At 51.0% G+C, this 24,462-nt stretch carries 20 protein-coding genes; 13 read left to right on the top strand and 7 right to left on the bottom strand.

The window, feature by feature from the left end:
• The first annotated feature begins 58 nt into the window (after positions 1-58).
• The 7 genes from ffh (at position 59) to BZG73_RS00350 (ending at position 5,798) form a co-directional block, all read left to right on the top strand.
• The gene (ffh, locus tag BZG73_RS00380; protein WP_046074121.1) at positions 59-1,441 is read left to right on the top strand and encodes a signal recognition particle protein; all 1,383 of its coding nucleotides are present in this window, start codon (positions 59-61) and stop codon (positions 1,439-1,441) included.
• 205 nt (positions 1,442-1,646) lie between these two features.
• A complete protein-coding gene (gene rpsP, locus BZG73_RS00375) occupies positions 1,647-1,895 on the top strand; it encodes a 30S ribosomal protein S16 (RefSeq protein WP_046074122.1) in 249 nt (82 codons plus the stop codon).
• A 28-nt stretch (positions 1,896-1,923) separates the two neighbouring features.
• Positions 1,924-2,451, top strand: a complete 528-nt coding sequence (rimM, locus tag BZG73_RS00370; RefSeq protein ID WP_077667313.1) for a ribosome maturation factor RimM — start codon at positions 1,924-1,926, stop codon at positions 2,449-2,451.
• A 25-nt stretch (positions 2,452-2,476) separates the two neighbouring features.
• Positions 2,477-3,232 carry a tRNA (guanosine(37)-N1)-methyltransferase TrmD gene (gene trmD / locus BZG73_RS00365; RefSeq protein ID WP_046074124.1) on the top strand — a complete coding sequence of 252 codons (756 nt, stop codon included), beginning with the start codon at positions 2,477-2,479 and terminating at the stop codon, positions 3,230-3,232.
• Positions 3,233-3,260: 28 nt separating this feature from the next.
• Positions 3,261-3,614: a 50S ribosomal protein L19 gene (gene rplS, locus BZG73_RS00360; RefSeq protein WP_046074125.1), complete on the top strand. Its 354-nt coding sequence runs from the start codon at positions 3,261-3,263 to the stop codon at positions 3,612-3,614.
• A gap of 222 nt (positions 3,615-3,836) precedes the next feature.
• Positions 3,837-5,261, top strand: coding sequence for a carbon starvation CstA family protein (locus BZG73_RS00355; RefSeq protein WP_046074126.1), 1,425 nt, complete (start codon positions 3,837-3,839; stop codon positions 5,259-5,261).
• A 150-nt stretch (positions 5,262-5,411) separates the two neighbouring features.
• Entirely contained in the window at positions 5,412-5,798 is a 387-nt protein-coding gene (locus BZG73_RS00350) for a DUF2799 domain-containing protein (protein ID WP_077650551.1), read from the top strand.
• A gap of 13 nt (positions 5,799-5,811) precedes the next feature.
• Here the strand turns inward: BZG73_RS00350 and btsR are convergent, their stop codons facing one another.
• A complete protein-coding gene (gene btsR, locus BZG73_RS00345; protein WP_077667312.1) occupies positions 5,812-6,528 on the bottom strand; it encodes a two-component system response regulator BtsR in 717 nt (238 codons plus the stop codon).
• Positions 6,525-8,222, bottom strand: a complete 1,698-nt coding sequence (locus BZG73_RS00340) for a sensor histidine kinase (protein ID WP_046074129.1) — start codon at positions 8,220-8,222, stop codon at positions 6,525-6,527. Before BZG73_RS00340 ends, btsR begins: the two co-directional genes overlap by 4 nt.
• 180 nt (positions 8,223-8,402) lie before the next feature.
• Between BZG73_RS00340 and BZG73_RS00335 the strand changes: the two genes are divergently transcribed.
• The 3 genes from BZG73_RS00335 (at position 8,403) to BZG73_RS00325 (ending at position 11,724) form a co-directional block, all read left to right on the top strand.
• On the top strand, positions 8,403-9,479 hold the full coding sequence (locus tag BZG73_RS00335) for a 3-deoxy-7-phosphoheptulonate synthase (RefSeq protein ID WP_046074130.1): 1,077 nt from the start codon (positions 8,403-8,405) through the stop codon (positions 9,477-9,479).
• Positions 9,480-9,482: 3 nt separating this feature from the next.
• Positions 9,483-10,616 (top strand): bifunctional chorismate mutase/prephenate dehydrogenase, encoded by a 1,134-nt coding sequence (tyrA, locus tag BZG73_RS00330; RefSeq protein ID WP_077667311.1) that lies wholly within the window; start codon positions 9,483-9,485, stop codon positions 10,614-10,616.
• A gap of 418 nt (positions 10,617-11,034) precedes the next feature.
• A complete protein-coding gene (locus BZG73_RS00325) occupies positions 11,035-11,724 on the top strand; it encodes a DUF3800 domain-containing protein (RefSeq protein WP_077667310.1) in 690 nt (229 codons plus the stop codon).
• Positions 11,725-11,793: 69 nt separating this feature from the next.
• On the opposite strand, the gene pheA is transcribed toward BZG73_RS00325, so the two are convergent.
• The 4 genes from pheA to BZG73_RS00305 form a co-directional block, all read right to left on the bottom strand.
• The gene (gene pheA, locus BZG73_RS00320) at positions 11,794-12,978 is read right to left on the bottom strand and encodes a prephenate dehydratase (protein ID WP_077667309.1); all 1,185 of its coding nucleotides are present in this window, start codon (positions 12,976-12,978) and stop codon (positions 11,794-11,796) included.
• A gap of 259 nt (positions 12,979-13,237) precedes the next feature.
• Positions 13,238-13,588, bottom strand: coding sequence for a ribosome hibernation-promoting factor, HPF/YfiA family (gene hpf, locus BZG73_RS00315; protein WP_046074133.1), 351 nt, complete (start codon positions 13,586-13,588; stop codon positions 13,238-13,240).
• A 394-nt stretch (positions 13,589-13,982) separates the two neighbouring features.
• Complete coding sequence (dapD, locus tag BZG73_RS00310) at positions 13,983-15,014, bottom strand: 2,3,4,5-tetrahydropyridine-2,6-dicarboxylate N-succinyltransferase (protein WP_074213325.1); 1,032 nt, start codon at positions 15,012-15,014, stop codon at positions 13,983-13,985.
• 223 nt (positions 15,015-15,237) lie between these two features.
• On the bottom strand, positions 15,238-15,546 hold the full coding sequence (locus BZG73_RS00305) for a YebG family protein (protein ID WP_046074135.1): 309 nt from the start codon (positions 15,544-15,546) through the stop codon (positions 15,238-15,240).
• An 83-nt stretch (positions 15,547-15,629) separates the two neighbouring features.
• Between BZG73_RS00305 and BZG73_RS00300 the strand changes: the two genes are divergently transcribed.
• The 3 genes from BZG73_RS00300 to BZG73_RS00290 all read left to right on the top strand — a co-directional run bounded on the left by BZG73_RS00300 (position 15,630) and on the right by BZG73_RS00290 (position 22,600).
• Positions 15,630-16,313, top strand: coding sequence for a DNA-3-methyladenine glycosylase I (locus tag BZG73_RS00300; protein ID WP_077667308.1), 684 nt, complete (start codon positions 15,630-15,632; stop codon positions 16,311-16,313).
• A 134-nt stretch (positions 16,314-16,447) separates the two neighbouring features.
• Positions 16,448-19,828 (top strand): exodeoxyribonuclease V subunit gamma, encoded by a 3,381-nt coding sequence (recC, locus tag BZG73_RS00295; protein WP_077667307.1) that lies wholly within the window; start codon positions 16,448-16,450, stop codon positions 19,826-19,828.
• Positions 19,829-20,353: 525 nt separating this feature from the next.
• Positions 20,354-22,600: a CehA/McbA family metallohydrolase gene (locus BZG73_RS00290; protein WP_077667306.1), complete on the top strand. Its 2,247-nt coding sequence runs from the start codon at positions 20,354-20,356 to the stop codon at positions 22,598-22,600.
• A gap of 131 nt (positions 22,601-22,731) precedes the next feature.
• On the opposite strand, the gene BZG73_RS00285 is transcribed toward BZG73_RS00290, so the two are convergent.
• The gene (locus tag BZG73_RS00285) at positions 22,732-24,342 is read right to left on the bottom strand and encodes a methyl-accepting chemotaxis protein (protein WP_077667305.1); all 1,611 of its coding nucleotides are present in this window, start codon (positions 24,340-24,342) and stop codon (positions 22,732-22,734) included.
• Between the last annotated feature and the right edge of the window lie 120 nt (positions 24,343-24,462).

The following is a 24,462-nucleotide window of genomic DNA, read 5'->3' as shown; positions in this document are numbered from 1 at the left end:
CAGCGATTGCACCCAGATGAAAAATCATGGGCCAATAGGACGAGTGGGCGAGTAACGCATGTTTGAAAACTTATCAGAACGTTTATCCCGGACGCTCAAAAATGTGAGCGGCCGTGGTCGGTTAACGGAAGACAATATCAAAGAGACCCTACGCGAAGTGCGTATGGCGCTGCTGGAAGCCGATGTCGCGCTCCCTGTGGTTCGTGATTTTGTCAAACGCGTCAAAGAACGCGCCGTTGGCATTGAAGTGTCTAAAAGCCTGACCCCAGGGCAGGAATTTATCAAGATTGTCCAAGCCGAGTTGGAAGCGGTGATGGGCGATGCCAATGAAAAATTGGATCTCGCGGCCCAACCGCCCGCAGTGATTTTGATGGCAGGCTTGCAAGGGGCGGGTAAAACCACCAGTGTGGGCAAGCTGGGTAAGATGCTTACCGAGCAAGAAAAAAAGAAAGTCTTGGTGGTGTCTGCGGACGTGTATCGCCCTGCGGCGATTAAACAGCTGGAAACCTTGGCGGGTGAAGTCGGGGTGGATTTCTTCCCCTCGAGTGCTGACCAAAATCCCGTTGATATTGCCAAAGCGGCGGTTGATCACGGCAAGCTGAAGTTCTACGACGTGGTGATTGTCGATACCGCGGGTCGCTTGCACGTTGACGACGCCATGATGGACGAGATCAAGGACGTTCATAGTGCGGTCAACCCAGTAGAGACCTTGTTCGTGGTTGACGCGATGACAGGTCAAGATGCGGCAAATACCGCCAAAGCCTTTAATGACGCGTTGGCGTTAACGGGTGTGGTATTGACCAAAGTTGATGGTGATGCCCGTGGCGGTGCGGCATTATCGGTGCGCCATATCACCGGCAAGCCGATCAAATTTTTGGGTGTGGGTGAAAAAACCGACGCACTGGAGCCTTTCCATCCTGACCGGGTGGCATCCCGTATCTTAGGGATGGGCGATGTCTTGTCGCTTATCGAAGATCTCGAGCGTAATGTCGATAAAGACAAAGCCGAGAAAATGGCCAAGAAGTTTAAGCAGAAAAAAGGCTTCGACTTGGCCGATTTTCGCGACCAGCTTGAGCAGATGAAGGGCATGGGTGGCATGATGGGCATGATGGATAAGTTGCCTGGGATGTCGAATGTGCCCGACAACGTGAAAGATAACGTTGATGATAAAATGTTCTTGCAGATGGAAGCGATCATCAACTCGATGACACCCCGTGAGCGCCAGCGTCCAGAAATCATCAAAGGGTCGCGTAAAAAGCGGATTGCTGCGGGTTCAGGTACCCAAGTACAGGACGTGAACCGTCTTCTTAAGCAGTTTACCCAAATGCAGAAAATGATGAAGAAGATGCAAAAAGGTGGCATGCGCAACATGATGCGCCAAATGAAAGGCATGATGCCACCGGGTGGTGGCCCAGGTGGGCCTGGCGGATTCATGGGCTAATCAGATAGCGGACTTGCCTGTCAGCCCAGTGCTGGCAGGCAGATCAACTCGCTGTGAGGCTTGGGACAACTGGTGGAAATTTGACTAAACCAGTTGCATTCACAGCAATAAAGAGTAAAATTCCCGAGCTTTATTTTGGCACGAGGCCCCGCATTGCTTACGCGAAACGGGGCCAATTTTATTAAGTAATGCAAATGAGGACGATATGGTAACCATTCGTTTGGCACGTCATGGCGCGAAAAAACGCCCATTTTATCAAATCGTTGTAGCTGACAGCCGCCAGGCGCGCGACGGTCGCTTCATCGAGAAAATCGGTTTCTTTAACCCTGTAGCTCAAGGCCAGGAAGAGAAACTACGCCTTGACCTGGATCGTGTAAACCACTGGGTTAGCGAAGGCGCAACGGTTTCTGACCGTGTGGCTAAGCTAGTTAAAGACGCCGCGAAAGCAGCGTAAGTCTCCAGTGTCAGGGTTAAAAGAAGAAATGAGTGAGCAAGATACTATCGTGGTTGGCAAGCTAGGCGCGTCATACGGTATTCGTGGCTGGCTCAAGATTTTTTCTTACACTGAAGAAGCTGAGAGCATTTTTGCCTACTCTCCTTGGTTTATCCTGGTGCGCGGGCAGTGGCAACGTTTCGAGTTAGAAGACTGGAAACGCCACAACAAGGGGTATGTTGCCAAGCTCAAAGGGCTGGATCAGCGCGAAGACGCGCAGATGCTGACCAATGCTGAGATTGCAGTAGGGACTGAGTCGCTGCCTGCTTTATCAGATGAAGAGTTTTATTGGCGTGAGCTGTTTGGCATGGACGTGGTGAATGCGAAAGGCTACCACCTCGGTACGGTGACTGACATGCTCGAAACCGGCTCTAACGACGTACTTGTCGTCAAAGCCAACCTCAAAGATGCTTTTGGCAAAAAGGAACGCTTAATTCCGTTCCTTGAAGAGCAGGTTATCAAGTCAATTGATCGCACTGCTCAACGGATCGAAGTTGACTGGGATCCTGGTTTTTAAACTCCAACAGTAAGCGAGCGGAAATATGTGGGTTGGCATTATTAGCCTGTTTCCTGAAATGTTCCGAGCGGTCACTGATTTTGGAGTCACGGGCCAAGCGGTAAAAAAAGGGCTGTTAAACGTCGAAACGTGGAATCCGCGAGATTTCACCCACGACAGACACCGTACGGTTGATGATCGACCTTACGGCGGTGGCCCCGGCATGTTGATGATGGTTGAGCCTTTGCGCGATGCTATTCACGCTGCCAAACATGCCGCAGGCGATAAAGCGAAAGTGGTTTACCTCTCTCCGCAAGGGCGCAAGCTCGACCAAGCGGGGGTTGAATCACTGGCTAGCAATGACAAACTTATTTTGATTTGCGGCCGGTATGAAGGGGTAGATGAGCGCATTATTCAAACCCATGTAGACGAAGAATGGTCAGTGGGAGATTTTGTGCTCAGTGGGGGCGAGCTGCCCGCAATGACGCTAGTGGACGCGGTTGCTCGGTTTGTACCGGGTGTACTCGGCGACATGGCGTCAGCAGAGGAAGACTCCTTTGCTAACGGGTTGTTAGACTGTCCACACTACACACGTCCAGAAGTGTTAGACGGGTTGGGGGTACCAGAGGTGCTAAAATCCGGCAATCACAAGGACATTCGTCGCTGGCGATTAAAGCAATCGCTAGGTCGCACTTGGCTACGACGACCAGAGCTCCTGGAAAACCTAGCTCTGACTGACGAACAGGAATCACTACTTGCCGAGTTCATAAAAGAACACCGTGCAAGTGCCGAATCAAATTGAGTTTCAGTTTATTCTAGGGTTATAAACAATGAGTAACATCATCAAGCAGCTCGAAGAAGAGCAAATGAAAAAAGACCTGCCTGAGTTTCAAGCAGGTGACACTGTCCTGGTACAGCTTAAAGTAAAAGAAGGTAACCGTGAGCGTCTGCAGCCATATGAAGGTGTGGTTATCGCTAAGCGCAACCGTGGTCTACACACTGCATTTACCGTACGTAAAGTATCAAGCGGTGAAGGTGTAGAGCGTACTTTCCAAATCCATTCGCCAGTTATCGACAGCATTACTGTTAAACGTCGCGGTGCAGTACGTCGTGCCAAACTGTACTACCTGCGTGAGCGTTCTGGTAAGTCAGCTCGAATCAAAGAGCGTCTTAACAAGAAGTAATCGCCCTCGGCGTTTATTGCTCAAAAAGCCCGTCCACTTGGACGGGCTTTTTTATTGTCCTCAACCAACCGCTCAACCGCTCAACCGCTCTTACAACCGTTTACTCGGCCATGCGACCACTCACCGACAAAGCAGATGAATGTGGCGGCTATGTCGGCAAAATGGCATCTGTACCCTACTAAAAGATTGACAGCTTAGCTGCTAACGACACGGAGAACAGCGATGTCCTGGTTTTTATTATGCGTGGTGACCTTGATTGTGGGCTATTTCACTTACGGCACCTTCATTACCAAAATCTTTGGGCCTAAGCCGCAGAAAGCGACACCGGCCATGAGCATGAACGATGGCGTGGATTATGTGCCGCTGTCGGACAAAAAAGTCTACCTGATTCAGCTTTTGAATATTGCTGGGTTAGGTCCCATCTTTGGCCCGATTCTCGGTGCCTTGTACGGTCCTGTAGCCATGTTGTGGATTGTGTTTGGCTGCATTTTTGCGGGGGCTGTCCATGACTACTTCTCTGGCATGCTGAGTGTCCGCGCAAATGGCGCTTCTGTGCCTTCTGTGGTCGGCGAGCATCTGGGTAACTTCGCTAAACACTTTATGAACTTCTTTGCGGTGTTGCTCTTGATGTTGGTCGGCGTGGTATTTGTGCTCGGTCCCGCCAAGTTGTTGGGTAGCTTGTCAGAGATGAGCGTGGCGATGTGGGTGGGTATTATCTTTGCCTATTATGTGCTGGCGACAGTGGTACCCATTGATAAAATCATCGGCCGTTTTTATCCCGTGTTTGGTGCCTTGCTTGTCTTTATGTCGGTCGGCTTGATTATCGGCTTGGCCGTGAGCGATCACAGCTTCTACAGCCAAGGGCTAGACTTTGCGACTAACTTCCACCCAACCGATCTACCACTGTGGCCATTGCTGTTTATTACTATCGCTTGTGGAGCAGTATCCGGCTTTCACGCTACCCAGTCGCCATTGATGGCGCGCTGCATGCAAAATGAAAAGTCAGGGCGTTTTATCTTCTATGGCGCGATGATCGGTGAAGGTGTGATTGCACTTATCTGGTGTAGCCTGGGCTTGAGCTTCTATGAGTCGAGTGAGGCGCTTAATCAAACGCTGGCTAACGGTGGCCCGGCTGCGGTGGTGCATGAGGTTTCTACCTCGCTACTTGGCACCGTGGGAGGCATTATGGCGGTCTTAGGCGTGATAGTGCTGCCGATTACCTCGGGTGATACCGCTTTCCGCTCTGCGCGTCTGATTATCGCCGACTTTCTGAAAATTCAGCAAAAACCAATGGTGAAGCGCCTGATGATTGCAATCCCCATGTTTGTGGTGGGCTTTTTGATCACCAAAGCGGAGTTTGGCGTGATTTGGCGTTACTTCGGCTGGGCCAACCAAACCACCGCGATGATCATGCTATGGGCTGCGGCGGCTTACCTGATTAAACGTGATAAGTTGCACTGGGTGTGCACGATTCCGGCGATGTTTATGACCGCAGTGACTGTTACCTACTTAGCTAACGCTGAAATCGGGTTTAGCCTACCGATGAATATCGCTACCATCATCGGCGTGGGGGCGACAATTGCTGCCACTATCGCTTTCTTTGTCGGCTACAAACCGAATCCACAGTTGATCGCGGATGAGAAATGATGGTCATGTCATCAGAGCGACTAGCGTGTATGCCCATCGATTGATTTTTATCTAAATGATTGGTCTTACGGCAATATCTGCGCAAATACGCTAAGATCTAAGCCTCAGCTTCTGCTGGGGCTTTTTTATGTAGGGGAAGGGTTTAGCATGATAAAAACGTTTTTTGCACTATGGGGTGTCGTACTGTTGGTCGGATGTGCCGCATCGACTACCCAAGGCTTGGTTGATGAGCAGAACTGGTATGGACTTGGCGAGCAAGATGGACAGCGCGGGTTGCCACAGCGCTCGTTAAGCGATTTGCGGACGTTAGCCTCTGAGGCTGGCGAGACCATCAATGCCAACTATCTCGATTACGAGCAAGGCTATATTCATGGTATTGACGCCTATTGCGATCCCAAGCATGCCTACCAACTGGGATTAGATGGCAACCCCTATATGGGCGTGTGTGAAAGTCGCCCTGGCTCTCAGCGTTTTAGAATGGAGTGGCAGCGCGGCTACAACGACTTTCAAAGCCAAGCAAATGGGCTTTTCTACTAACGCGCGGTGAGAGTTACTGGCACAAGCCCAGCTTGTCTTTCAGTGTTTTGAGATAGCGGCGGCTCACAGGTACCACATAGGCAGATTGCGTGATCACTTCGGCAAGGCCGTTGTCGAGTAACTGGATTTCGCGGATAGTGGCCGGATGCACTAAGTATTGGCGATGACAGCGTATTAAGGGGGTTTTGTCTTCCAAAACCTTGAGTGAAAGGTGCGTGGTAGACTCGCCTTTTGCTGTGAGTAGCGCGACCCCACTTAGCGCGGTACGTGCGACCTCCACCTCTTGGTGAGGGATCAACGTAATTCGATTGTGTCCGGCGCAAGGGAGCAAATCCAACGCGGGCGTGATCACTTGGTAGTCGTGTTTCTGGCTCAGCTCACGGGTGAGTTTTTCCAGTGATTTCTTCAATCGTCCAGTTTCGACGGGTTTGAGCAAATAGTCGAATGCATTTTCCTCAAACGCTTGTACAGCGAATTCATCATAGGCGGTCACGAACACCACCTTGGGCATGGTGGCGGGGTCGAGCATCGCGAGTAGCTCTAAACCGGTCACGCGAGGCATCTGAATATCTAAAAACACCACATCGGGGCGGGTTTGATTGATGGCTTTCAGCGCGTCGATGGCATTGTTGCACTGTCCAAGCACCTCAACGCCACCGAGTGCCAGTAACTCATCTTCCAAGGCTTCACGTGCATGAAGCTCATCATCAACAATCAATGCCTTGATCATCCCTGTCTCTCCTTGTTGGGGGCTTGATAGGTTAAGGGAAGAGTGACGGTTGCCCGCGTCCACACATCGGGCTGACAGGTCATTTTCAGCGCGTATTGGCTACCAAACAACCCGCGCACGCGCTTATCGACAATACGCATTCCTAGTCCTGAGTGTTGTGCTGCCGGTTGATAAAGCCCGGCATTATCTTCCACTTGTAAATACAGGCATTCGCCTTCTTGCCAGCCACGGATCACAATTTTACCGCCTGCCATCAATTGACTGATCCCATGCTTCACGGCGTTTTCAACCAAAGGTTGTAAGGTAAAGCTTGGGATCACCGCGTGTAAGATAGCCGGGTCAATCTGCTTTTCAACACTCATACGATCGGCAAAGCGGGCATGTTCTAGCTCTAAGTACGCATCAAGATGACTCAGCTCTTGCTCAAGCGACACCGTTTCGCGGTTTTGCTTGAGGTTGCTGCGAAAGAAGGTTGATAAGTGCTGGATTAATTGGCGAGCACGTTCCGGCTCACGCCTGACCACCGCACTAATGGTATTTAAGGCATTGAACAAAAAGTGCGGGTTCACTTGGGCGCGCAACAAGTTTAACTCGGCTTGGGTGAGCAAGCTTTGTTGGCGCTGATAACGCCCGGTCAAAATCTGGTTGGAGAGGAGTCGCGCGATCCCCTCACCCATGGTGACATTGATCGCCGAGAAGAGTTTCCGTTTAGGCTCATAAAGTTTCACCGTGCCTAGCACATAACCATCACCGCCGCGCAATGGGATCACCAGCACGGAACCGAGTTTGCAGTAAGGTGATAGCGAACAGCAGTAGGGCGTATCGGCGCCATCGATATAAATTAATTGATCATCGGCAATCGCGCGACGGGTGTAATCTGAGGCAATGGGTGTACCGGGCAGGTGGTGATCATCGCCAATACCGGTAAAGGCGAGGATCTTTTCGCGATCGGTAATTGCGACGGCCCCGACCCCTGTCTCTTGCTGAATAATGGCAGCCACTTGTTCACTGCTTTGCTGATTAAAGCCGCTACTTAAAATACCGACCGATCGTTCAGCAATTTTTAGCGCCTTACTGGAAAACGCCGCTGAATAGCGTTCGAACAGGGTTTTTCGGTCGACAATAATACTCATAAACATCGCGGCACCGACTGAGTTAGCGATCACCATGGGCGCAGCAATCGCGCTGACTAACTCGTATGCACGGCTAAAGGGCTCAGCCACCGCGAGAATAATCGCCATTTGTACCAGCTCGGCGACAAACGTCACCCCTAACACTACGGTAGGGGAAAATAAACGGCTGGTTTGGTTGCGGGACACTAAGTAGCGGTGCATTAAACCACCAATTAACCCTTCGGCGGTCGTCGATATAGCGCAGGCGAGATCGGTAAAGCCGCCTAAACTGTAACGGTGCAGCCCGCCTGTCAGCCCAACCAAAAACCCCACGACCGGCCCGCCCAGTAATCCCCCCATCACCGCGCCAATTGCGCGAGTATTGGCAATCGCATCTTGGATACTTAAACCAAAGTAGGTGCCGAGAATACAAAAGCCTGAGAAGAGGAAATAACAAACGACTTTATGCGACAGCCGTCCTGAGATACTCAGTAGTGGCATAAACGCCGGCGTTTTACTCAGCAAATAGGCAATCACTAGATAAACGCTCATTTGCTGCAAGAGGGAAAGAACCAGGGCCATAACCACCCACACAAAAATGACGGATAGGTTATAGTAACGATTGACGGTTTAAGACTCTATCTTAAATTCGAGTGTAAACTTAAATTTACTAAGTAAATTAAATGATACACTCACTATTGCTTTTAGAATAGAGCCTGGTATTGTCTGTGTAAAACCTAATGAACAACTCAAGGCAAGGCTATGCAGCAAGACTCGGTAACCAATATCCACATTCGTGACGAGCAGGTGCTTCTCACACCAGAGCAGCTCCGTGCCCAGTTCCCGATTGAAAAAAGTACTCGTGCGGCGATCAGCCAAGCGCGACAAACCGTGGCGGATATTATTCACAAACGCGATCACCGCTTGTTAGTGGTGTGTGGCCCTTGCTCCATTCATGATGTTGAGGCGGCCAAAGATTACGCGCGTCGTCTGAAAGCCTTGTCGGATGAGCTGAGTGATCATTTGTTTATTGTAATGCGGGTTTACTTTGAAAAACCACGCACCACCACTGGCTGGAAAGGCTTAATCAACGATCCGCATCTGGATGGCAGCTTTGACGTGGAGTCTGGCTTAAAGCAAGCGCGTGGTTTGCTCACGGATTTAGCGCAAATGGGGATCCCGCTGGCCACCGAAGCACTGGATCCGATCAGCCCGCAATACATAGGCGATCTGTTTAGCTGGGCGGCGATTGGTGCGCGCACCACCGAGTCGCAAACCCATCGTGAAATGGCCAGTGGACTGTCGATGCCAATCGGCTTTAAAAATGGCACGGATGGCAATCTGGCCACCGCCACCAATGCGATGAAAGCCGCTGCGTCTGGGCACCGGTTTATGGGGATCAACCAAGCCGGCCAAGTAGCGTTATTGAATACCCAAGGTAACCCAAACGGCCATGTGATCCTGCGCGGCGGCAAGCAAACCAACTACGACTCAGTGTCTGTCGCTGAATGTGAACAGCAAATGGAAGCGGCGGGACTAAATCCGTCTCTCATGGTGGATTGTAGCCACGCTAACTCACGTAAAGATTATCGTCGCCAACCGCTGGTGGCGGAAGATGTGATCCATCAAATTAAACAAGGTAACCGCTCTGTGATTGGCTTGATGATCGAAAGTCACCTCAATGCTGGCAACCAATCAGCGGATCTGCCGAAAGATGAGATGGCGTACGGTGTGTCGATCACCGATGCGTGCATTGATTGGGCGTCTACCGAACAATTGTTGCGTCATGCTCACCAAGAGCTGGCAACCTCTCTTCAACAACGTATTCAACAGGGCTAAATCATGGTGGCAGAACTGAGCCGATTGCGCGATCAAATCGATGATGTCGACAAGCAAATGGTGAGCTTGCTCGCGCGCCGTTTAGAACTGGTCGCAGAAGTGGGAGAGGTAAAAAGCCAACATGGCTTGCCCATTTATGCGCCGGACCGTGAAGCAGCGATGCTCGCTTCGCGTCGTCAAGAAGCACAGTCGCAAGGCGTGCCACCAGACTTAATTGAAGATGTGCTGCGTCGTACTATGCGCGAATCGTACAGCAGTGAAAACGACTCTGGCTTTAAGTGTCTAAACCCGGATTTACGCCAGGTCGTAGTCATTGGCGGTAAAGGGCAGCTAGGGGGGGTGTTCGCGCGCTTGTTTGCGCTTTCTGGCTATCAGGTCACTGTGCTGGATAAAGACGATTGGGTGCATGCGGATACCTTGCTGGCTGACGCGGGTATGGTGGTGGTGTCGGTACCCATTGACGTTACGGAAGCGGTCATTAATCAATTGACCCAACTGCCAGATGACTGCTTATTAGTGGATCTCACCTCCATCAAATCAGGTCCGCTACAAGCGATGTTAGCCGCGCATTCAGGCCCAGTGGTCGGTCTACACCCGATGTTTGGCCCCGATGTGGCCAGCCTTGCCAAGCAGGTGATTGTTTATTGCGACGGCCGACATCCTGAGGCATACCAATGGTTGTTGGAACAGTTTCGGATTTGGGGCGCTGGGCTACATCGGATCAGCGCCATCGAGCATGATGAAGGCATGACGCTGATCCAAGCGCTGCGCCACTTTACGTCGTTTGTTTACGGCGTGCATCTGGCAGAAGAAAACCCCAACTTAGATCAGCTTACCGCGCTAAGCTCACCGATTTATCGCTTAGAGCTTGCCATGGTGGGGCGCTTGTTCGCCCAAGATGCGGGTCTGTATGCGGATATTATTATGTCCTCGCCGCAAAACCTGGCGATGATCAAACGCTTTTATCAGCGTTTTGGGGAAGCGATTGATTTGCTCGAGCAACATGATAAGTCCACGTTTGTCGATGCCTTCGCGCAAGTGGAAAACTGGTTTGGCGACTATGCCCCACGCTTTTTACAAGAAAGCCAAGGCTTGTTGCGACAAGCCAACGATGCTACCCATCGCACCGCGACCTAGTCAAGACTCACCTTTTCAAGGGGGCAGGAGGGTAGAGAGCCACACAGATAAAGTGAGATAGCGTGTATATCGATATGAGGGACTAAGAACTGGATCGCATGGATAAAGTGATAGGGTATTTATAATCAGGCTCGCACGTGGAAAAGTGAGTCTTTGTAGTAGGCTAAGCGGATCCGAAAGTATTATTTCGTCGCTATGAGATGTACGGTTATTGCGTGTTTGAGGCTACAGCAAGCGGTCGAAAGCGTATTAGAACTATCGTTGCAGAGTCTGTGATTTAGGGATATAGTTATCGAGCGGTTGGAAACAATCTATGGTGTGCTGCCTTGTTGTAGTGCGCTGAGCTCGTAGCTCTTTCCGCCGCCTTCTTTCCCCCATTTCCTTTCGTAGCGACTCTCTATTATCTTAGGGGTTCGTTATGTTTTTGTTGTACGCAGATGAATCCGGCACGCCTGGTGGCGCAGACCAAGAGCATTTTGTTCTCGCTGGCTTTAGTGTGTTCGAGCGCTCTGCACATTGGCTTTCTCTTGAGTTAGATAAAATCGCGGCAATCTTCAATCCACAAGACTCGCACGCTGTTGAACTCCACGGCGCCCCCATGCTTGCGGGGCGAGGCTTTTGGCGGAAGTTTGATAAAGAGTTGCGCCTAGAAGCCATCAAACAGGCTCTTAGCTTAATTGATGGGCGTAAATTTAGAATATTTGCATCAGTTGTAAGAAAAGGTGCCATCTCTCCAAATGATCCTGTTCATTATACCTTTCAACAAATTGTAACCCGCTTCGATCATTTCTTAGCCAGACAACATGTTCACTTCAATAATACCCAAAGAGGTCTGATTCTTTTTGACAAGAGCAGCAAAGAAGCACCGATTCAAGCACTCGCTAAAGCGTTTAAACTCGATGGTCATGACTGGGGGCGGCTGAGGAATATGGCAGAAGTCCCTGCCTTTATCGATTCTGAAGCAACAAGATTGATTCAACTCGCGGACCTGATTGCTTACGCGTTGTTTCGTTATTACGAAAAAAAGGACGGTCAGTTTTTCGACCTTATTGAGCGAAAATTTGACTATTTTGGGGGTGTTCAGCATGGACTTCACACGGTGGTTTAAGCGATATGATAATGATTAAAGCGCCAAAAGCCCACATCGTGGGCTTTTGGCGTTAATGGCTACTCGCGATTATTCGTTGCTGTCCGGCAGCGATACTTCGGTGGGGGAAATGGTCTCTGACGGGTAGCAGCCGAGCACTTTTAGATAACGGGTCAGGGTGGTGAGCTCGTCCAGCGCACTTTGCATCAGGTTGCTGGCCATATTGGCTTCAACATCGACGTAAAACATCTCTTCCCATGGGTTGCCAAGCACGGGCCGAGATTCGAGCTTGGTCATATTGATGCCGCGCTCGCGCAGTACCATTAAACACTCCACCAAGGAGCCCGCTTGCTGCGAGGTCGACATGATAAAGGTGGTCTTGGCAGGGGTCAGTGACGACACTTTAACCGGCTTGCGGGCCACGACAATAAAGCGGGTGTGATTTTGCTGTTGGTTGGCTATCTCGCTCTTAATCGCGGTTAAACCGTAAAACTCACCACTTGCCGCATGACCAATCGCGGCGACGTTGGGCTGGTTTAAATCCGCCACTTGTCGCATGGCTTCAGCGGTGCTGGAGCAATAAATCTTCTTCACTTTACCCAAGGTGTCAATGTATTCGCTGCATTGCTGGTGCGGCTGCGGGTGGGCATACAAGGTATCAATTTGGCTTGGGTCTTGGTCACCGACGGTAAGCAGGCAGTGGTCGATAGGCAGCGTGAGCTCACCGACAATCGATAAACGCGTGTGCTGCAGCTGATCGTACACTTCATTGATTGAGCCAGAACTGGTGTTCTCTACGGGTAAGATGCCGTAATCGGCATGGCCGGTTTCTACCGTTTCTACCACCTTTTTAAAGCTGTCGCAGGCCATTTCCACCAGTTCGGTTTGCTTGCGGCTAAAGTACTGGCGCGCGGCGAGATAGGAATATGAGCCTTGGTTGCCCAGGAAAGAAACCCGTGCCACTGGACGCTGATTGTCTGGGTTGGCCAGGTTTTGCAGATAGCGCTGCTGGATAAGTACCGAGTCTTCGATAATGGTGTGAAACAGACTCAATACATAGTGGGCGTCTAGCTGGTGATCTTGCGCTTTGGTCACCAGTTTTTCTAATAAGGCTTGTTCGCGGGCTTGATCGCGAATCGGTTTTTGCACGGCGACTTTGTTTTTGGCGACATCTAGGCTTAAGCGACGGCGCTCGGCCAATAGTGTCAGCAGCTCTTGATCAAGCTGGCTTATTCGCGTGCGTATCTCATCCAGTGGGCGTGGTGTGTCTGGCATACATTATCCTTGTTCTAATACAAAAAAACCTCCCGGTTGGGAGGTTAGTGCGCCAGGCTGATTAGGCTTAGCACGCTTCCTCCCGCGTTGGCGAGATAAAAAAGAAGCGAAAAAAACGAACGAGAATCAGCATTGGGCGTTGTGTTGTTATGTTTGAGTATGGATTAACCATATGGGGCGCAGGCAGGCGTGTCAAGGATCAAAAAGCCCCGCGAGGGCAGGGCTAACATGTTTAGCGAGTTAGGTGTTGCGCTGAGGGTTAGATTTCCTCATCGGCTGGATTTTCTTCCATCGCAACCGTCGCGGCTGATTTATCGTTACGGCGCGCTTCGCCTTTGTGTTGGACCTTATTCAGTTGCTTCTCGAGTTTTTGGCCCACCTCGTTAATCGCTTTGTACATGTCGTCGCTCTCGGCAGAGGCAACCAGTGTTGAACCTGGTAGCCCAGCTTTCGCTTCCACTTTGAACTGGTGGTTTGGCTCCTTACTGATCACAGCATGAGGATTGATGAGTGCCACCTGCCACTTGGCCAGCTTTTCAAAGCGGCTTTCGATGCGCTCACGGATGGCGGGAGTGATTTCGATGTTTTTGCCTGCAATTTCCACTCTCATACTCTTTCCTCTTTGTTCCCCTGTATTAGGTTCATCTTCAGATTACCGCTTTCCATTATTGATAACGTGACTTAGCTCATGTTTAAAGGGGGGAAGGATATCGATAGAAGGATCTGTGAGCACCTGCGAATCCTGACATCGAAAAGACCGGAAAAGCCTTGAACTCAATGCCAAAAATGCTACGTTGGGAGAGATCACGAACGCTGATTTACCCGCCAGTCAGGGCCGCCTCGCGCCTGTTTATTTTCCTAGTTTTCGCTTGTGGTTAAAATGTGCCACAAACCTGCTTGTGCTTTTTGGCGCATTGCGGAGACGCGATAGTGATTCAAGCAAAGTAAACATAAAAAAGGCGACCAAATTGGCCGCCTTTGAACAGAACTAAAATTGGGCTTGATTAGTTATTCGCGTGTAGCTCGTGGTTGAGCTCGACCGCCGTTTTGTTGGTTAAGCATTCAACCGCTCCCGTTTTTGAGTTGCGGCGTAGCAATAGGTCCGACTTACCGGCCAAATCACGTGCTTTGATGCTTTCGACCACATTGCCGTCAGCGTCGAGCATGGTAACTTTGGTGCCTGCGGTGACATACAGTCCTGACTCGATGGTGCAACGATCGCCTAATGGGAAGCCAAGGCCAGCATTGGCACCCAACAGTGAGTTCTCACCAATTGAGATCACAATCTGGCCGCCGCCACTCAGCGTCCCCATAATGGATGCACCGCCGCCAATATCGCTACCTTGACCGACCATCACACCCGCAGAGATACGGCCTTCAATCATGCTCTTGCCTTCGGTGCCGGCATTGAAGTTGATAAAGCCTTCGTGCATCACCGTGGTGCCTTCACCCACATGGGCGCCCAAGCGAACACGGGCGGTATCAGCAATACGCACACCGGCAGGCACCACGTAATCGGTCATTTTCGGGAATTTATCCACGCACTCAACGGTTAATGTTTCGCCTTTCAGACGCGCTTCCATCTGACGCTCAGGTAGCTCCGGCAAGTCGATTGGGCCTTGGTTGGTCCAAGCAATGTTGTGCAGCAGGCCAAAGAGTCCGTCTAGTACCACACCGTGTGGTTTGACTAAGCGGTGCGAGATCAGCTGAAGCTTGAGGAAGCCTTCAGCCACCGATGCGGGTTTGCTGTCGTTTTCTAGAATAACCAGCACCAGTGGCTGTGTGGTTTGTTGAGCCTTGCTCGCAAAGTTAGCTGCCTTTTGAGCGCCAGCGGCGGCGAAGGCTTCACTGATTGCAGCGCAGGTTTCTGGTGCAACCTCTAGTACCTGATTACCGGCGCTATAATCGGTTAGCGCGCTTAGGGCACTTACCAGATCATCACTAGGATTAAGCAGGGGCGCTGGGAAATAGGCTTCAATGATTTTACCGTCCTGGTTTTGAGTGGCGGTACCGAGTGCCAGAGCAAAGCTTGCCATTGGGGGGAATCTCCTTGTGTCGTTGGGCTTAAAACATCAAACACTTCATCTTAAAGACAAGCGGCGGTGGTTGGAAGCGCTTAACGGCTGGCGGAGGCAAAAACCGTTACAGGTCAGCGCACCGATTCATGTTGATGCATAGTCATCAGGAGACAGGCATAAAAAAAGCAAGCCAAATGGGCTTGCTCTTTCGCGGATGCTAAAAGGGTCAGCAATCACAACTTTAGGCCGCATCGGCGTCTTTGTCGTCGCGACTCTCGTCCGCTTTGTTCTCGCTTTTTGCCGGCTTTTTCTTTGCCGCCTTGCGTTTTGCGCCCAGTGCTTCAAGCACCGAGTCTTTGTGTTGAGCAAGGTATAGCGACAAGGCTTCACGCTTTTCTTCGTCGTCTACCAGTTCGCTTTCTCCAATCAGATCGAACATGGCATCCGCCATATCCAACATTTTGTCGTAGGCGTCGGCTTCAGCTTTGGAGGTAAATGTCATCTTTTCTTCTCCCTCGCGTTCGACCACGTACTTGACGATAACGGCCATAATTACCCTCTCTTCGTTGATTTACTGTCTTTTTATACAGTAGGATAAGGGCCATTGTCCACTGACCCGGCCATGATTGTGACATGAGAGAAAAATTTAGCACCATTTATCAACGTGCCGCTGAGCGCAAAGGCGGTCAACGCGAGGTAGAGCGCATGTTGGTGGCACCGCTTGCGCCTCATGCCTTGTGTGAGATACAGGATGATCGCTGGTTAGCGGCGTTTAGTCAGAAGGTGTTTCAATCGGGCATTAGTTGGCAGGTCGTCCGTAAAAAGTGGCCGGGGTTCGAAGAGGTATTCTGGGGCTTTGATATTGAGAAAATGCTGCTGATGCCGCCGGAAATGTGGGAAGAAAAAGCCACCAACCCAGCGATTATTCGTCATCTCACCAAGGTGATGACCATTCCGCACAACGCGGAAATGATCCACCGCGTGCAGCAATCGCACGGCAGTTTTAGCCAGTTTGTCGCCGATTGGCCCAGCGAGGATATTGTCGGGTTATGGCAGTATTTAAAAAAGCACGGTAAGCGTTTAGGCGGTAATACCGGTGCTTATACCTTGCGGCGAATGGGCAAGGACACCTTCTTGTTCACCCGTGATATCGAGCACTACCTGCGCGCAACTAAAATCGTTGATAGCGGTCGAGAGACCAAGCGGGCGATGCAAGCAGCGCAACAGGCATTTAATGAGTGGCAGCAAGAGTCGGGCCGTTCACTGAACCATATCAGTCAGCTGATCGCATTCAGTGTGGGTGATAATCGCGTTTAATCGCTCAGCGATTTGCTGTGCCATCACACGGTTAGCAAGCCGTGTGCGAGGTCGCGGCGTATCGATGGCGGTTTGCGCTTAGTACGGCAATCGGCCACAATCGATGCCAGTTATCTTTCCCATGTGAGCGCCTTGTGTTTACTGTTTATCACTCTAATCAGCTCGATCTGTTGAAGTCCTTGTTGGTCTCCCTAATCCAACAGCGACCACTGTCTGACCCTTTTCAAAAAGAACTTATTCTGGTGCAAAGCCCCGGCATGGCGCAGTGGTTAAAAATGGCACTCGCCAATGAGCAGCAGATTGTCGCCAACGTCGAATTCCCGCTTCCCGCTACCTTTATCTGGCAGTTGTTTGTGCGGGTGTTGGATGGCGTGCCTGAGCGCAGTGATTTCAATAAAGAGGCGATGACATGGAAGCTAATGGACATCTTACCCAGCTGTCTGGATGCGCCAGAGTTCGCTGATTTAGCCGCGTATTTGGAAGACAGCCAGGATCAGCAGCGTGCTTACCAGCTGGCCGAAAAAGTGGCCGATATTTTCGACCAGTATTTGGTCTATCGCCCCGAGTGGGTGCTGGCATGGGAGCAAGAACAACCGGTGCCTGAGCTTGACGATGTGCAGCCTTGGCAGCAAAAACTGTGGCGCCGCTTATACGATCATACTTTGGCGCTGGGCCAATCGCCTTACCATCGCGCTAACTTGTATCAAGAGTTTATCGATACCTTAACCAGCCATCAGCACAAGCCTGCGGGGCTGGCTGATATTGAGCGGGTCTTTGTGTTTGGCATCTCCGCGCTCCCACCACGCTATCTGGATGCGTTGCAAGCACTGGGCGAGCATGTGGAGGTGCATTTTATGTTCACCAACCCATGCCGTTATTATTGGGGCGATATTCGTGATAAGCGCTATCTGGCTAAACGTGCCGCATTGGCGCGGGATAAAATCAGCCGAATTGAAGACATCCCCGCCGAGAGCCAATTGGCACTCGGACTTGATGAGCCCGAGCACGGTGAAGTAGGGAACAGCTTGCTGGCGTCGATGGGAAAACTGGGGCGCGACAACTTACTGCTGCTCTCGGAAATGGCCTGTAATGAGATTGATAGCGGCTTCGTTGAGGTCAACCGCGATAATCTGCTGCATCACATCCAAGCCGATATTTTGGATTTGAATGAGCCGGGCGATCCCAAGCAGACTGAAACCAGTACGGCGAAAACAGAAATCGAGCCAGATGATGCTTCGATCGCAATCCATGCCTGTCACAGCCCGATGCGCGAAGTCGAAGTGCTGCACGATCAGCTACTCGCGATGTTTGAGGCCAACCCATCACTGAGCCCCCGCGATGTGATTGTGATGGTGGCGGATATCAATGCCTACAGCCCCGCCATTCAAGCGGTGTTTGGTAATGCGCCGAGTGAGCGTTTTATTCCGTTTTCCATCTCAGATCGCAGCGCCGATCAAGAAAGCCCGGTGTTAGCCGCCTTTTTGCGCCTGCTCACCCTGCCTGATAGTCGATGCAGTGCGGCGGAGCTGTTGGAAATTCTTGAGGTGCCGGCGGTGTCGCGCCGTTTCGCCATCGACAGCCAACAGTTTGATCAGATTAAGCAGTGGGTGGAAGAAACCGGCATTCGCTGGGGGCTTGATACCCATACTGCGAGCCAATTTGCCTTGCCCGAGCAGTATCAGAATACGTGGCTATTTGGCCTGAAACGTATGCTACTCGGCTACGCGATGCCGAGTGAGGCCGGCTTGTTTGCAGACACCGTCCCTTATGATGAAGTCCAAGGGCTTAATGCGGAGCTGGCGGGGCGGTTAGGGCTGTTTATCGACACCTTGATCCACTACCAGCAGCAGTTAGCGATTGAGTGCGATGGCAAGACGTGGGTGGCGCGATTGACCCAAATGCTGGATGACTGCTTCGCCATTGAAGGGGATGAAGAGTTAGCGGTCAAATTGATCCGTACTCAGTTAGACAGTTGGCTGACACAGCTTAGCGATGCTGCCTTTACCCACACGCTAAGCTTGCCCGTAGTGCGCGATTACTTTAATGGTCGCCTCAACAACGAGCGAGTCAGCCAGCGCTTTTTGGCCGGTCAGGTCAACTTTTGTACCTTGATGCCGATGCGCTCAATTCCCTTTAACGTGGTGTGTTTGCTTGGGATGAATGATGGCGTGTACCCGCGCACTGTGCCTAGCGTCGGTTTTGATTTAATGGTGGGCCGCACGCGGGCAGGGGATCGCTCGCGTCGCGACGATGATCGTTACCTGTTTTTAGAAGCGCTGCAGTCAGCACAGCAGCGTTTATATATCAGTTATGTCGGGCGCTCAGTGCAAGATAACAGCTTAAAAGTCCCGTCGGTGCTGGTTACCGAGCTGCTTGAATATTGTACCCAAGGCTACTGTTTGGCCGGTGACCGCGATTTACCCGAAGTCCAGTCACGTCAGCGGCTGGAAGAGACGCTTATCCAGACGCATCCGCTCACTCCCTTTAGCCCAGAGGCGTTTGCTCATGATGGTAGCTACGCGCAAGAGTGGCTACCGGCTGCCAAAGGGCAAGGGATGCAACTACCGGCATTTATGGATGATGCATTAAGCCCAGATCCGGATAGCCATACTGATCCTGTGATTGAATTGGCAGAGTTGCAGCGCTTTTGGCGGTTGCCCGTGCGCTACTTTTTCCAACGCCGCTTGAAAGTCTTCTTTGAGCAGTTAGAAGCGCCGTTAGAAGAATTTGAACCCTTTCGCTTAGATACCTTGCACCGCTTTCAGCTGCGCGATCAGCTATTAGCCCACTTTATTGAAACCGATGACAGCCCCCAAAGTGTGCAGGACTTTATGGCCCGACAGCGAGGACAGGGCAAGTTGCCCTTGGCGTACTTTGGCGAATTGACCTTGGATACGCAAGTTACGGTGATCCGTGACATGTACCAACGCTTGACGCCGTTGCTCGCCGCGCCGCGCCCCGATCTTGAACTCAATCTGACCCTTCCTACTGCCTTGGGTGAGGTACAACTGCAAGGTTGGCTCAATCGGCGTTATCAAGACAGCTTGGTTCGCTTTCATTGTGGCGATCTGACTATACGTCATCAGCTTGCGGTATGGATTGATCATTTATGCCAATGCGCAATGGGCGAAGCCGTGCCGAGTACGCTGGTGGGAGTGAAAGAAACCATCGAGTTTTCCCCACTCAGCAAAGATGACGCGCGAGCACACCTACAAGCCTTGGTTGAAGACTATCAACAGGGCCTGAATCAGCCACTTACCTATCTGCCAAGCTCAGTCGGGGCGGGGATAAAAGCCCGAGATAGTAAAAAAGGCTTTGATAACAGTGAACCCGGCCAAGACAAAGCGCTGAAATCGATACGCGATGCCTTTGTGGGAGGCTTTAATCCTGGCGAAGGACAAGACCCTTACGTTTACCGTGTTTGGCCGCAATGGCGTGAAAGCCTCGGCCAAGCGCTGTTAGCAACAGGCGATCGCCACTTAATGCCGATGTTAGCGCAGCGACAAAAACACTAGCATGCAGTGAAGTCCGCATCATAGGCGCGATGTGGCCTCTGTCTCTTCCTCTCCACGCTTCCCCCTGTTAGCCAAGTTGATGCTTGGCTTTTTATTGTGCATCGATTGTCTTTAAAAGCATGATTTTTGATGTTCTTGTTGTATTTTTATTCATTATAGTTGAGTAAATATCTAAATGTGCGCGCTAAATATCATTAAAGAGTGAGCAGGAGGTGCGTCAATACGTCGGCGTTTAGTGCGACAATTGTTATCAATTTGTTGGTCAAAGATTGCGCGACTTGCGCCTCGTTAGGGGTCAATTTATTTGTGGTCTAAATATTTTTTAAACGATCATTTGAATGGTGGGTTTCAGAAAAAGTCATAACAATATCAGTATTTTGTGGTTTTTTAATTTGTTAGTGGACGTATTAAATGTGTGGTTTTGTAGGGTTTTTACGATGTTTTTTATTTGAACGTGTAATTAACTTAACGCACAATGTCATCGAAAATTCACATAACAAACCATGAAAAAAAGGAAGTGCCTTCATGCATAAATTCTCAAAAAGCGCAGTGGCAACCTTAGTCTCTGGCCTTTTGTTGGGTGCCTCAGCGCACGCCGACGTCAGCATTACTCAAGGTAAGACTGCAATCCCAGATGGCGAGGCAACGCATGCCCAAGACATCACGGTAAAAAATGAGCATGTCGCGTTCGCATTGGCGGTTGAGTCTGCGCCACCATGGGGCGTGCCACGTGGTACCTTGGTGGACCTCGCGGCGGTGAAAAATGGCAAAATTGATCTAGACCGAGTCGCTTTTGCAGATTTCATCCCTAATAGCTGGTCGGCTTGGCCGAACGATCGTAAGTCGATTGACATTGTGGAAGACAGCGATGAAAAAGCGGTGWTCAAAGTGAGCCGTAACTTCGACAAGGTCGACATTACCACTTGGTACACCTTGGAAGCGGGCTCTGATTCGATTGGACTCAAAACCGTGATGAGCAACCAAGGCGAAGACGACCTTGAGCTAGAATCAGGCCACACGATTTGGCCGGATACGGGCTATCAGTTCGCGGTACCAGGTCTTGAAGGCAATGAAGAAGCGATGGCCGATAATGCCCTAGCCGATCGCATGGTGGCGTATGACCGTGATTGGGCGTTCGCACTGCATGCGCCTTATTTTGATCGCATCAAATATAACGGCCGCGATATGTATTTGGGTCACACGCTTAAAGCGGGCGAGACCCGTACCTTTGACTCAAAGCTCCAGGTTGTTCCCAACGGCGATATGGCACCGATTGTCAAAGCGGAAGCTGAGCGTCATGGCGAAGCGACGGGCACCATTAGCGGCCAATTGCGCGCTGACAACGGTAACGTGCCAGCCGATGCGATTGTGATGATTGAAAAAGACGGTCACCCTTACGCGTGGACCCTTGCCAAAGAGGGTCAATACAACATGGCATTGCCAGAAGGTAAGTACCAAGTGTATGGCACGGCAACAGGACATGCGAATAGCCAACCGCAATCTATTACCGTGAGTGCTGACAGTGAACAAACATTGGACTTCACATCGCTGAAAAGCCCAGCGACGCTTGCACTTAACGTGGAAGAAGCGGCCTCTGGTGTCGCCAAAGACGCGCGTGTGACTATCATTGAAGGCCAAGCGCCACCGGTTGAATTTTTGGGTAAGCGTACCTTCTTCACTGATTTACTGCCTGCAGGCCATGCCGAGCTAAAACTGGCACCGGGTGAATACAAGTTAGGCATTAACGCCGGTGCGGGCTTTACTGCAGAATCACAAACTTTGGATGTAACGCTCGAGTCGGGCAAAACCAACCAACAAGTGGTGAAAGTGCCTCAGGTGACTTTCCCTAACCGTAACCATTGGTATGGCGCTGACTTGCACCACCACGGCAATGTGCTGGAAGGGGTAACACCTCCAGAAATCGTAGTGCGTGCTCAGTTGGCAACTGACTTGGATCTGACCTTTATCAGCGATCACGATTCCACCATTAATCACAAAGTGTTTGCTGACCTATCAGCAAAACGTGGCGTACCTTTCATTCCATCGATTGAGATCTCGCCATCGTGGGGACACATGAACCCATTCCCCATCGACAATGGCGCCGCGCTGACGGTCGATCCGGGTACTGATGACGTGCACACCTTGATTGATGCTGCGCATGAGATGGGCGCAGAAGTGGTGCCGATGAACCACCCATATAACGATTATGGCTACTTCACCAATATCGCTAAGGATGCGGTGCCGGGTGGTAAGACCGATCGTTTCGACCTGATGGAGCTCAACGCACGTGTCGATAACGAGCCGACCCTTGAAAAAGCGCACAAGCTTTGGGATCAAGGCGAAGCCATGTACCTCACAGCCGGTACCGATACTCATGATGCGTGGAACCAGCTTACCGGTCGTATTCGTATGATGGCCAATGTTGATGGTGAGCTAACGCCTCTTGCCTTTGCCAAAGCGTTGAAAGCAGGTCACGGCTATGCCACTCAGGGGCCTATTCTGTACCCACAAAACATCATGTTTGGTGAAACCGCCAAGGCTGGTGATAAATGGGATATCAATGTAGTCGCCGCTGATGGTCTCAAAGAAGTGCGCTTAATCGGTCAAGGTGGTGAGGTGCTAAACAGCATCACCATTAACCCCGAAGAGAGTACACAGCGCCTTGAGCTATCACTGCCTATTCCTGCGGATGCAGAAGGTTGGATCAACCTAGAAGTGGAAGACAAAGACGGCAGCACGGCATGGACCAACCCAGTTTGGCTTCAGTCGTAAGCGTTACGTCTCAATCAATGAACCAAGGCCAGCCATGCTGGCCTTTTTAATGTTCGCTTTTTAGGGAGTCATCGCTCACCGCCAAGGAGCCACCAAGTCGTCTTGGTGATCCTTTCACTGTTAGGGCTTTATCAGTGTGAAAATAGCGAGAGACCTTGCTTTACACGCTGGCTGAGTGACAGTGCTTTATCGGTCAGTTCACGGGTATCATCGCTGGCTTGGGCATTTTGATGAGACACTTCGGTGATAGCTGCTAGGTTCTTGGCCACTTCCTCGGCGGCAGCTGCTTGCTGAGTGGTTGAAGTCGCCACTTGGCCATTCAAAGCGGCGAGTTCTTGAACCTGAGTTTGCAACGCGGCCATATCACGACGCGCCGCTTGTGCGTCATTGACACATGTTTGTGTTTGTTGTTGACCATCCGCCATGCTGCTGACTGCATTGTCGGCCCGAGCTTGCAGCGTGCCGACAATATCACTGATGCGTGTGGTCGACTCTTGCGTGGATTGCGCTAATTGGCGAACCTCATCGGCAACCACTGCAAATCCACGTCCCGCTTCACCCGCTCGTGCTGCCTCAATCGCTGCGTTAAGGGCAAGTAGGTTGGTTTGCTCGGAAATGGTGTTAATGACGGTAGTCACATCACTGATTTGTTGGGTGGAGTCGGCGAGTTCACGTAAGATCTCAGACGTATCGTCGACGCGTTGCTGCACGGTTTCCATCGCGCTGGTAGCGCGTTGCAAACTGCCATCGACATCGTTGATGAGCTGTGTGGCGCTATCGGTTTGAGAAGCATTCGACTCGGTAAGGTATTGCACGTCACGTACGGCGGTAGAAAGTTCTTCGACGGCACTTGCCACAGAGTCGAGAGTGCGATTTTGTTCTTCAACCGCACGAGCGGTGCTGGCAGCCAGGCTTGCGACTTCTTCACTACCTTGATGCTGCTCGCTTACATTGGTATCTACCTGCGAGATCAGCCGCTGCAGCGCATCCAAAGCTTGGTTGGTATGCTGACTCATGTCGCTAATCTCATCGCGACCATACACGGTCGCGCGTTGAGTAAGATCGCCCTCAGCGAGTGAAGATATGACATGGCGCAGCGCCATGAGCGGTGTCAGCATCGCTCGGGAAAGGGCACTGGCAAGTACAATCATCACCGCGCTAATCAGAGCTGTCACTCCTGCTGCGTTGAGCGCTTGCTGCCACGCCTGTGCGCGTAGGTCATCCAAGTAGAACCCTGAACCTACCATCAAATCCCAAGGACCAAAACGCTTCACCACACTGAGCTTTTCTACCGCTTGATGACTACCGGGCTTTTGAAATGTATACCGCGCGATCCCCCCATTAGCTTGATTAGCGGCCTGGGTCAGGGCGGGTAAAATCGATTGGCCATCGGCATCAAAAATTTGCCGCGTGTTTTTGCCTACTGCACTTTCGGCACCAGCAATCATCACATTATTGCGATCGACGATAAAAAAGTAGCCGGCTTGGCCATATTTGAGTGCGCTGACAGCATGAAGAACGGATTCGGGGGGCGTGTCTTGKTTGGGGTATTGTCGGTGCATAGCATCAAGATAGTGCCATGCCATATCGACCTTTTTGTGCATCTGGGCGATGCGCTCTTGCTTGATGGCCTCAAAATGGGAAAAAGAAAGGTAAGCGGCCAAACTGACGAGACTTAATACGGCTAAGCCAACTAAAAGTAAGAGCTTATTACGCACCGAGAGTCGGTGGATGAGTGGCATGGTGATACTCCCTGTATGAGTTTTATATGAGTGATAGTTATAAGCAGTCCATTATTAATAGAATTAAAACTAAATATCAAGTCATGATAATGAGTATTAATATCATTTGAGGGGTGTGAG

It is taken from the genome of Salinivibrio siamensis, assembly GCF_001996005.1.
Taxonomy (GTDB): domain Bacteria; phylum Pseudomonadota; class Gammaproteobacteria; order Enterobacterales; family Vibrionaceae; genus Salinivibrio; species Salinivibrio siamensis.
This window is presented reverse-complemented; position numbering and strand designations above follow the sequence as displayed.

Excerpts from the sequence above, each read along its gene's own strand:
- ffh (WP_046074121.1), top strand. The coding sequence starts at position 59 with ATGTTTGAAAACTTATCAGAACGTTTATCCCGGACGCTCAAAAATGTG.
- rpsP (WP_046074122.1), top strand. The coding sequence starts at position 1,647 with ATGGTAACCATTCGTTTGGCACGTCATGGCGCGAAAAAACGCCCATTT.
- rimM (WP_077667313.1), top strand. The coding sequence starts at position 1,924 with ATGAGTGAGCAAGATACTATCGTGGTTGGCAAGCTAGGCGCGTCATAC.
- trmD (WP_046074124.1), top strand. The coding sequence starts at position 2,477 with ATGTGGGTTGGCATTATTAGCCTGTTTCCTGAAATGTTCCGAGCGGTC.
- rplS (WP_046074125.1), top strand. The coding sequence starts at position 3,261 with ATGAGTAACATCATCAAGCAGCTCGAAGAAGAGCAAATGAAAAAAGAC.
- BZG73_RS00355 (WP_046074126.1), top strand. The coding sequence starts at position 3,837 with ATGTCCTGGTTTTTATTATGCGTGGTGACCTTGATTGTGGGCTATTTC.
- btsR (WP_077667312.1), bottom strand. The coding sequence starts at position 6,528 with ATGATCAAGGCATTGATTGTTGATGATGAGCTTCATGCACGTGAAGCC.
- BZG73_RS00340 (WP_046074129.1), bottom strand. The coding sequence starts at position 8,222 with ATGGCCCTGGTTCTTTCCCTCTTGCAGCAAATGAGCGTTTATCTAGTG.
- BZG73_RS00335 (WP_046074130.1), top strand. The coding sequence starts at position 8,403 with ATGCAGCAAGACTCGGTAACCAATATCCACATTCGTGACGAGCAGGTG.
- tyrA (WP_077667311.1), top strand. The coding sequence starts at position 9,483 with ATGGTGGCAGAACTGAGCCGATTGCGCGATCAAATCGATGATGTCGAC.
- BZG73_RS00325 (WP_077667310.1), top strand. The coding sequence starts at position 11,035 with ATGTTTTTGTTGTACGCAGATGAATCCGGCACGCCTGGTGGCGCAGAC.
- pheA (WP_077667309.1), bottom strand. The coding sequence starts at position 12,978 with ATGCCAGACACACCACGCCCACTGGATGAGATACGCACGCGAATAAGC.
- hpf (WP_046074133.1), bottom strand. The coding sequence starts at position 13,588 with ATGAGAGTGGAAATTGCAGGCAAAAACATCGAAATCACTCCCGCCATC.
- dapD (WP_074213325.1), bottom strand. The coding sequence starts at position 15,014 with ATGGCAAGCTTTGCTCTGGCACTCGGTACCGCCACTCAAAACCAGGAC.
- BZG73_RS00305 (WP_046074135.1), bottom strand. The coding sequence starts at position 15,546 with ATGGCCGTTATCGTCAAGTACGTGGTCGAACGCGAGGGAGAAGAAAAG.
- BZG73_RS00300 (WP_077667308.1), top strand. The coding sequence starts at position 15,630 with ATGAGAGAAAAATTTAGCACCATTTATCAACGTGCCGCTGAGCGCAAA.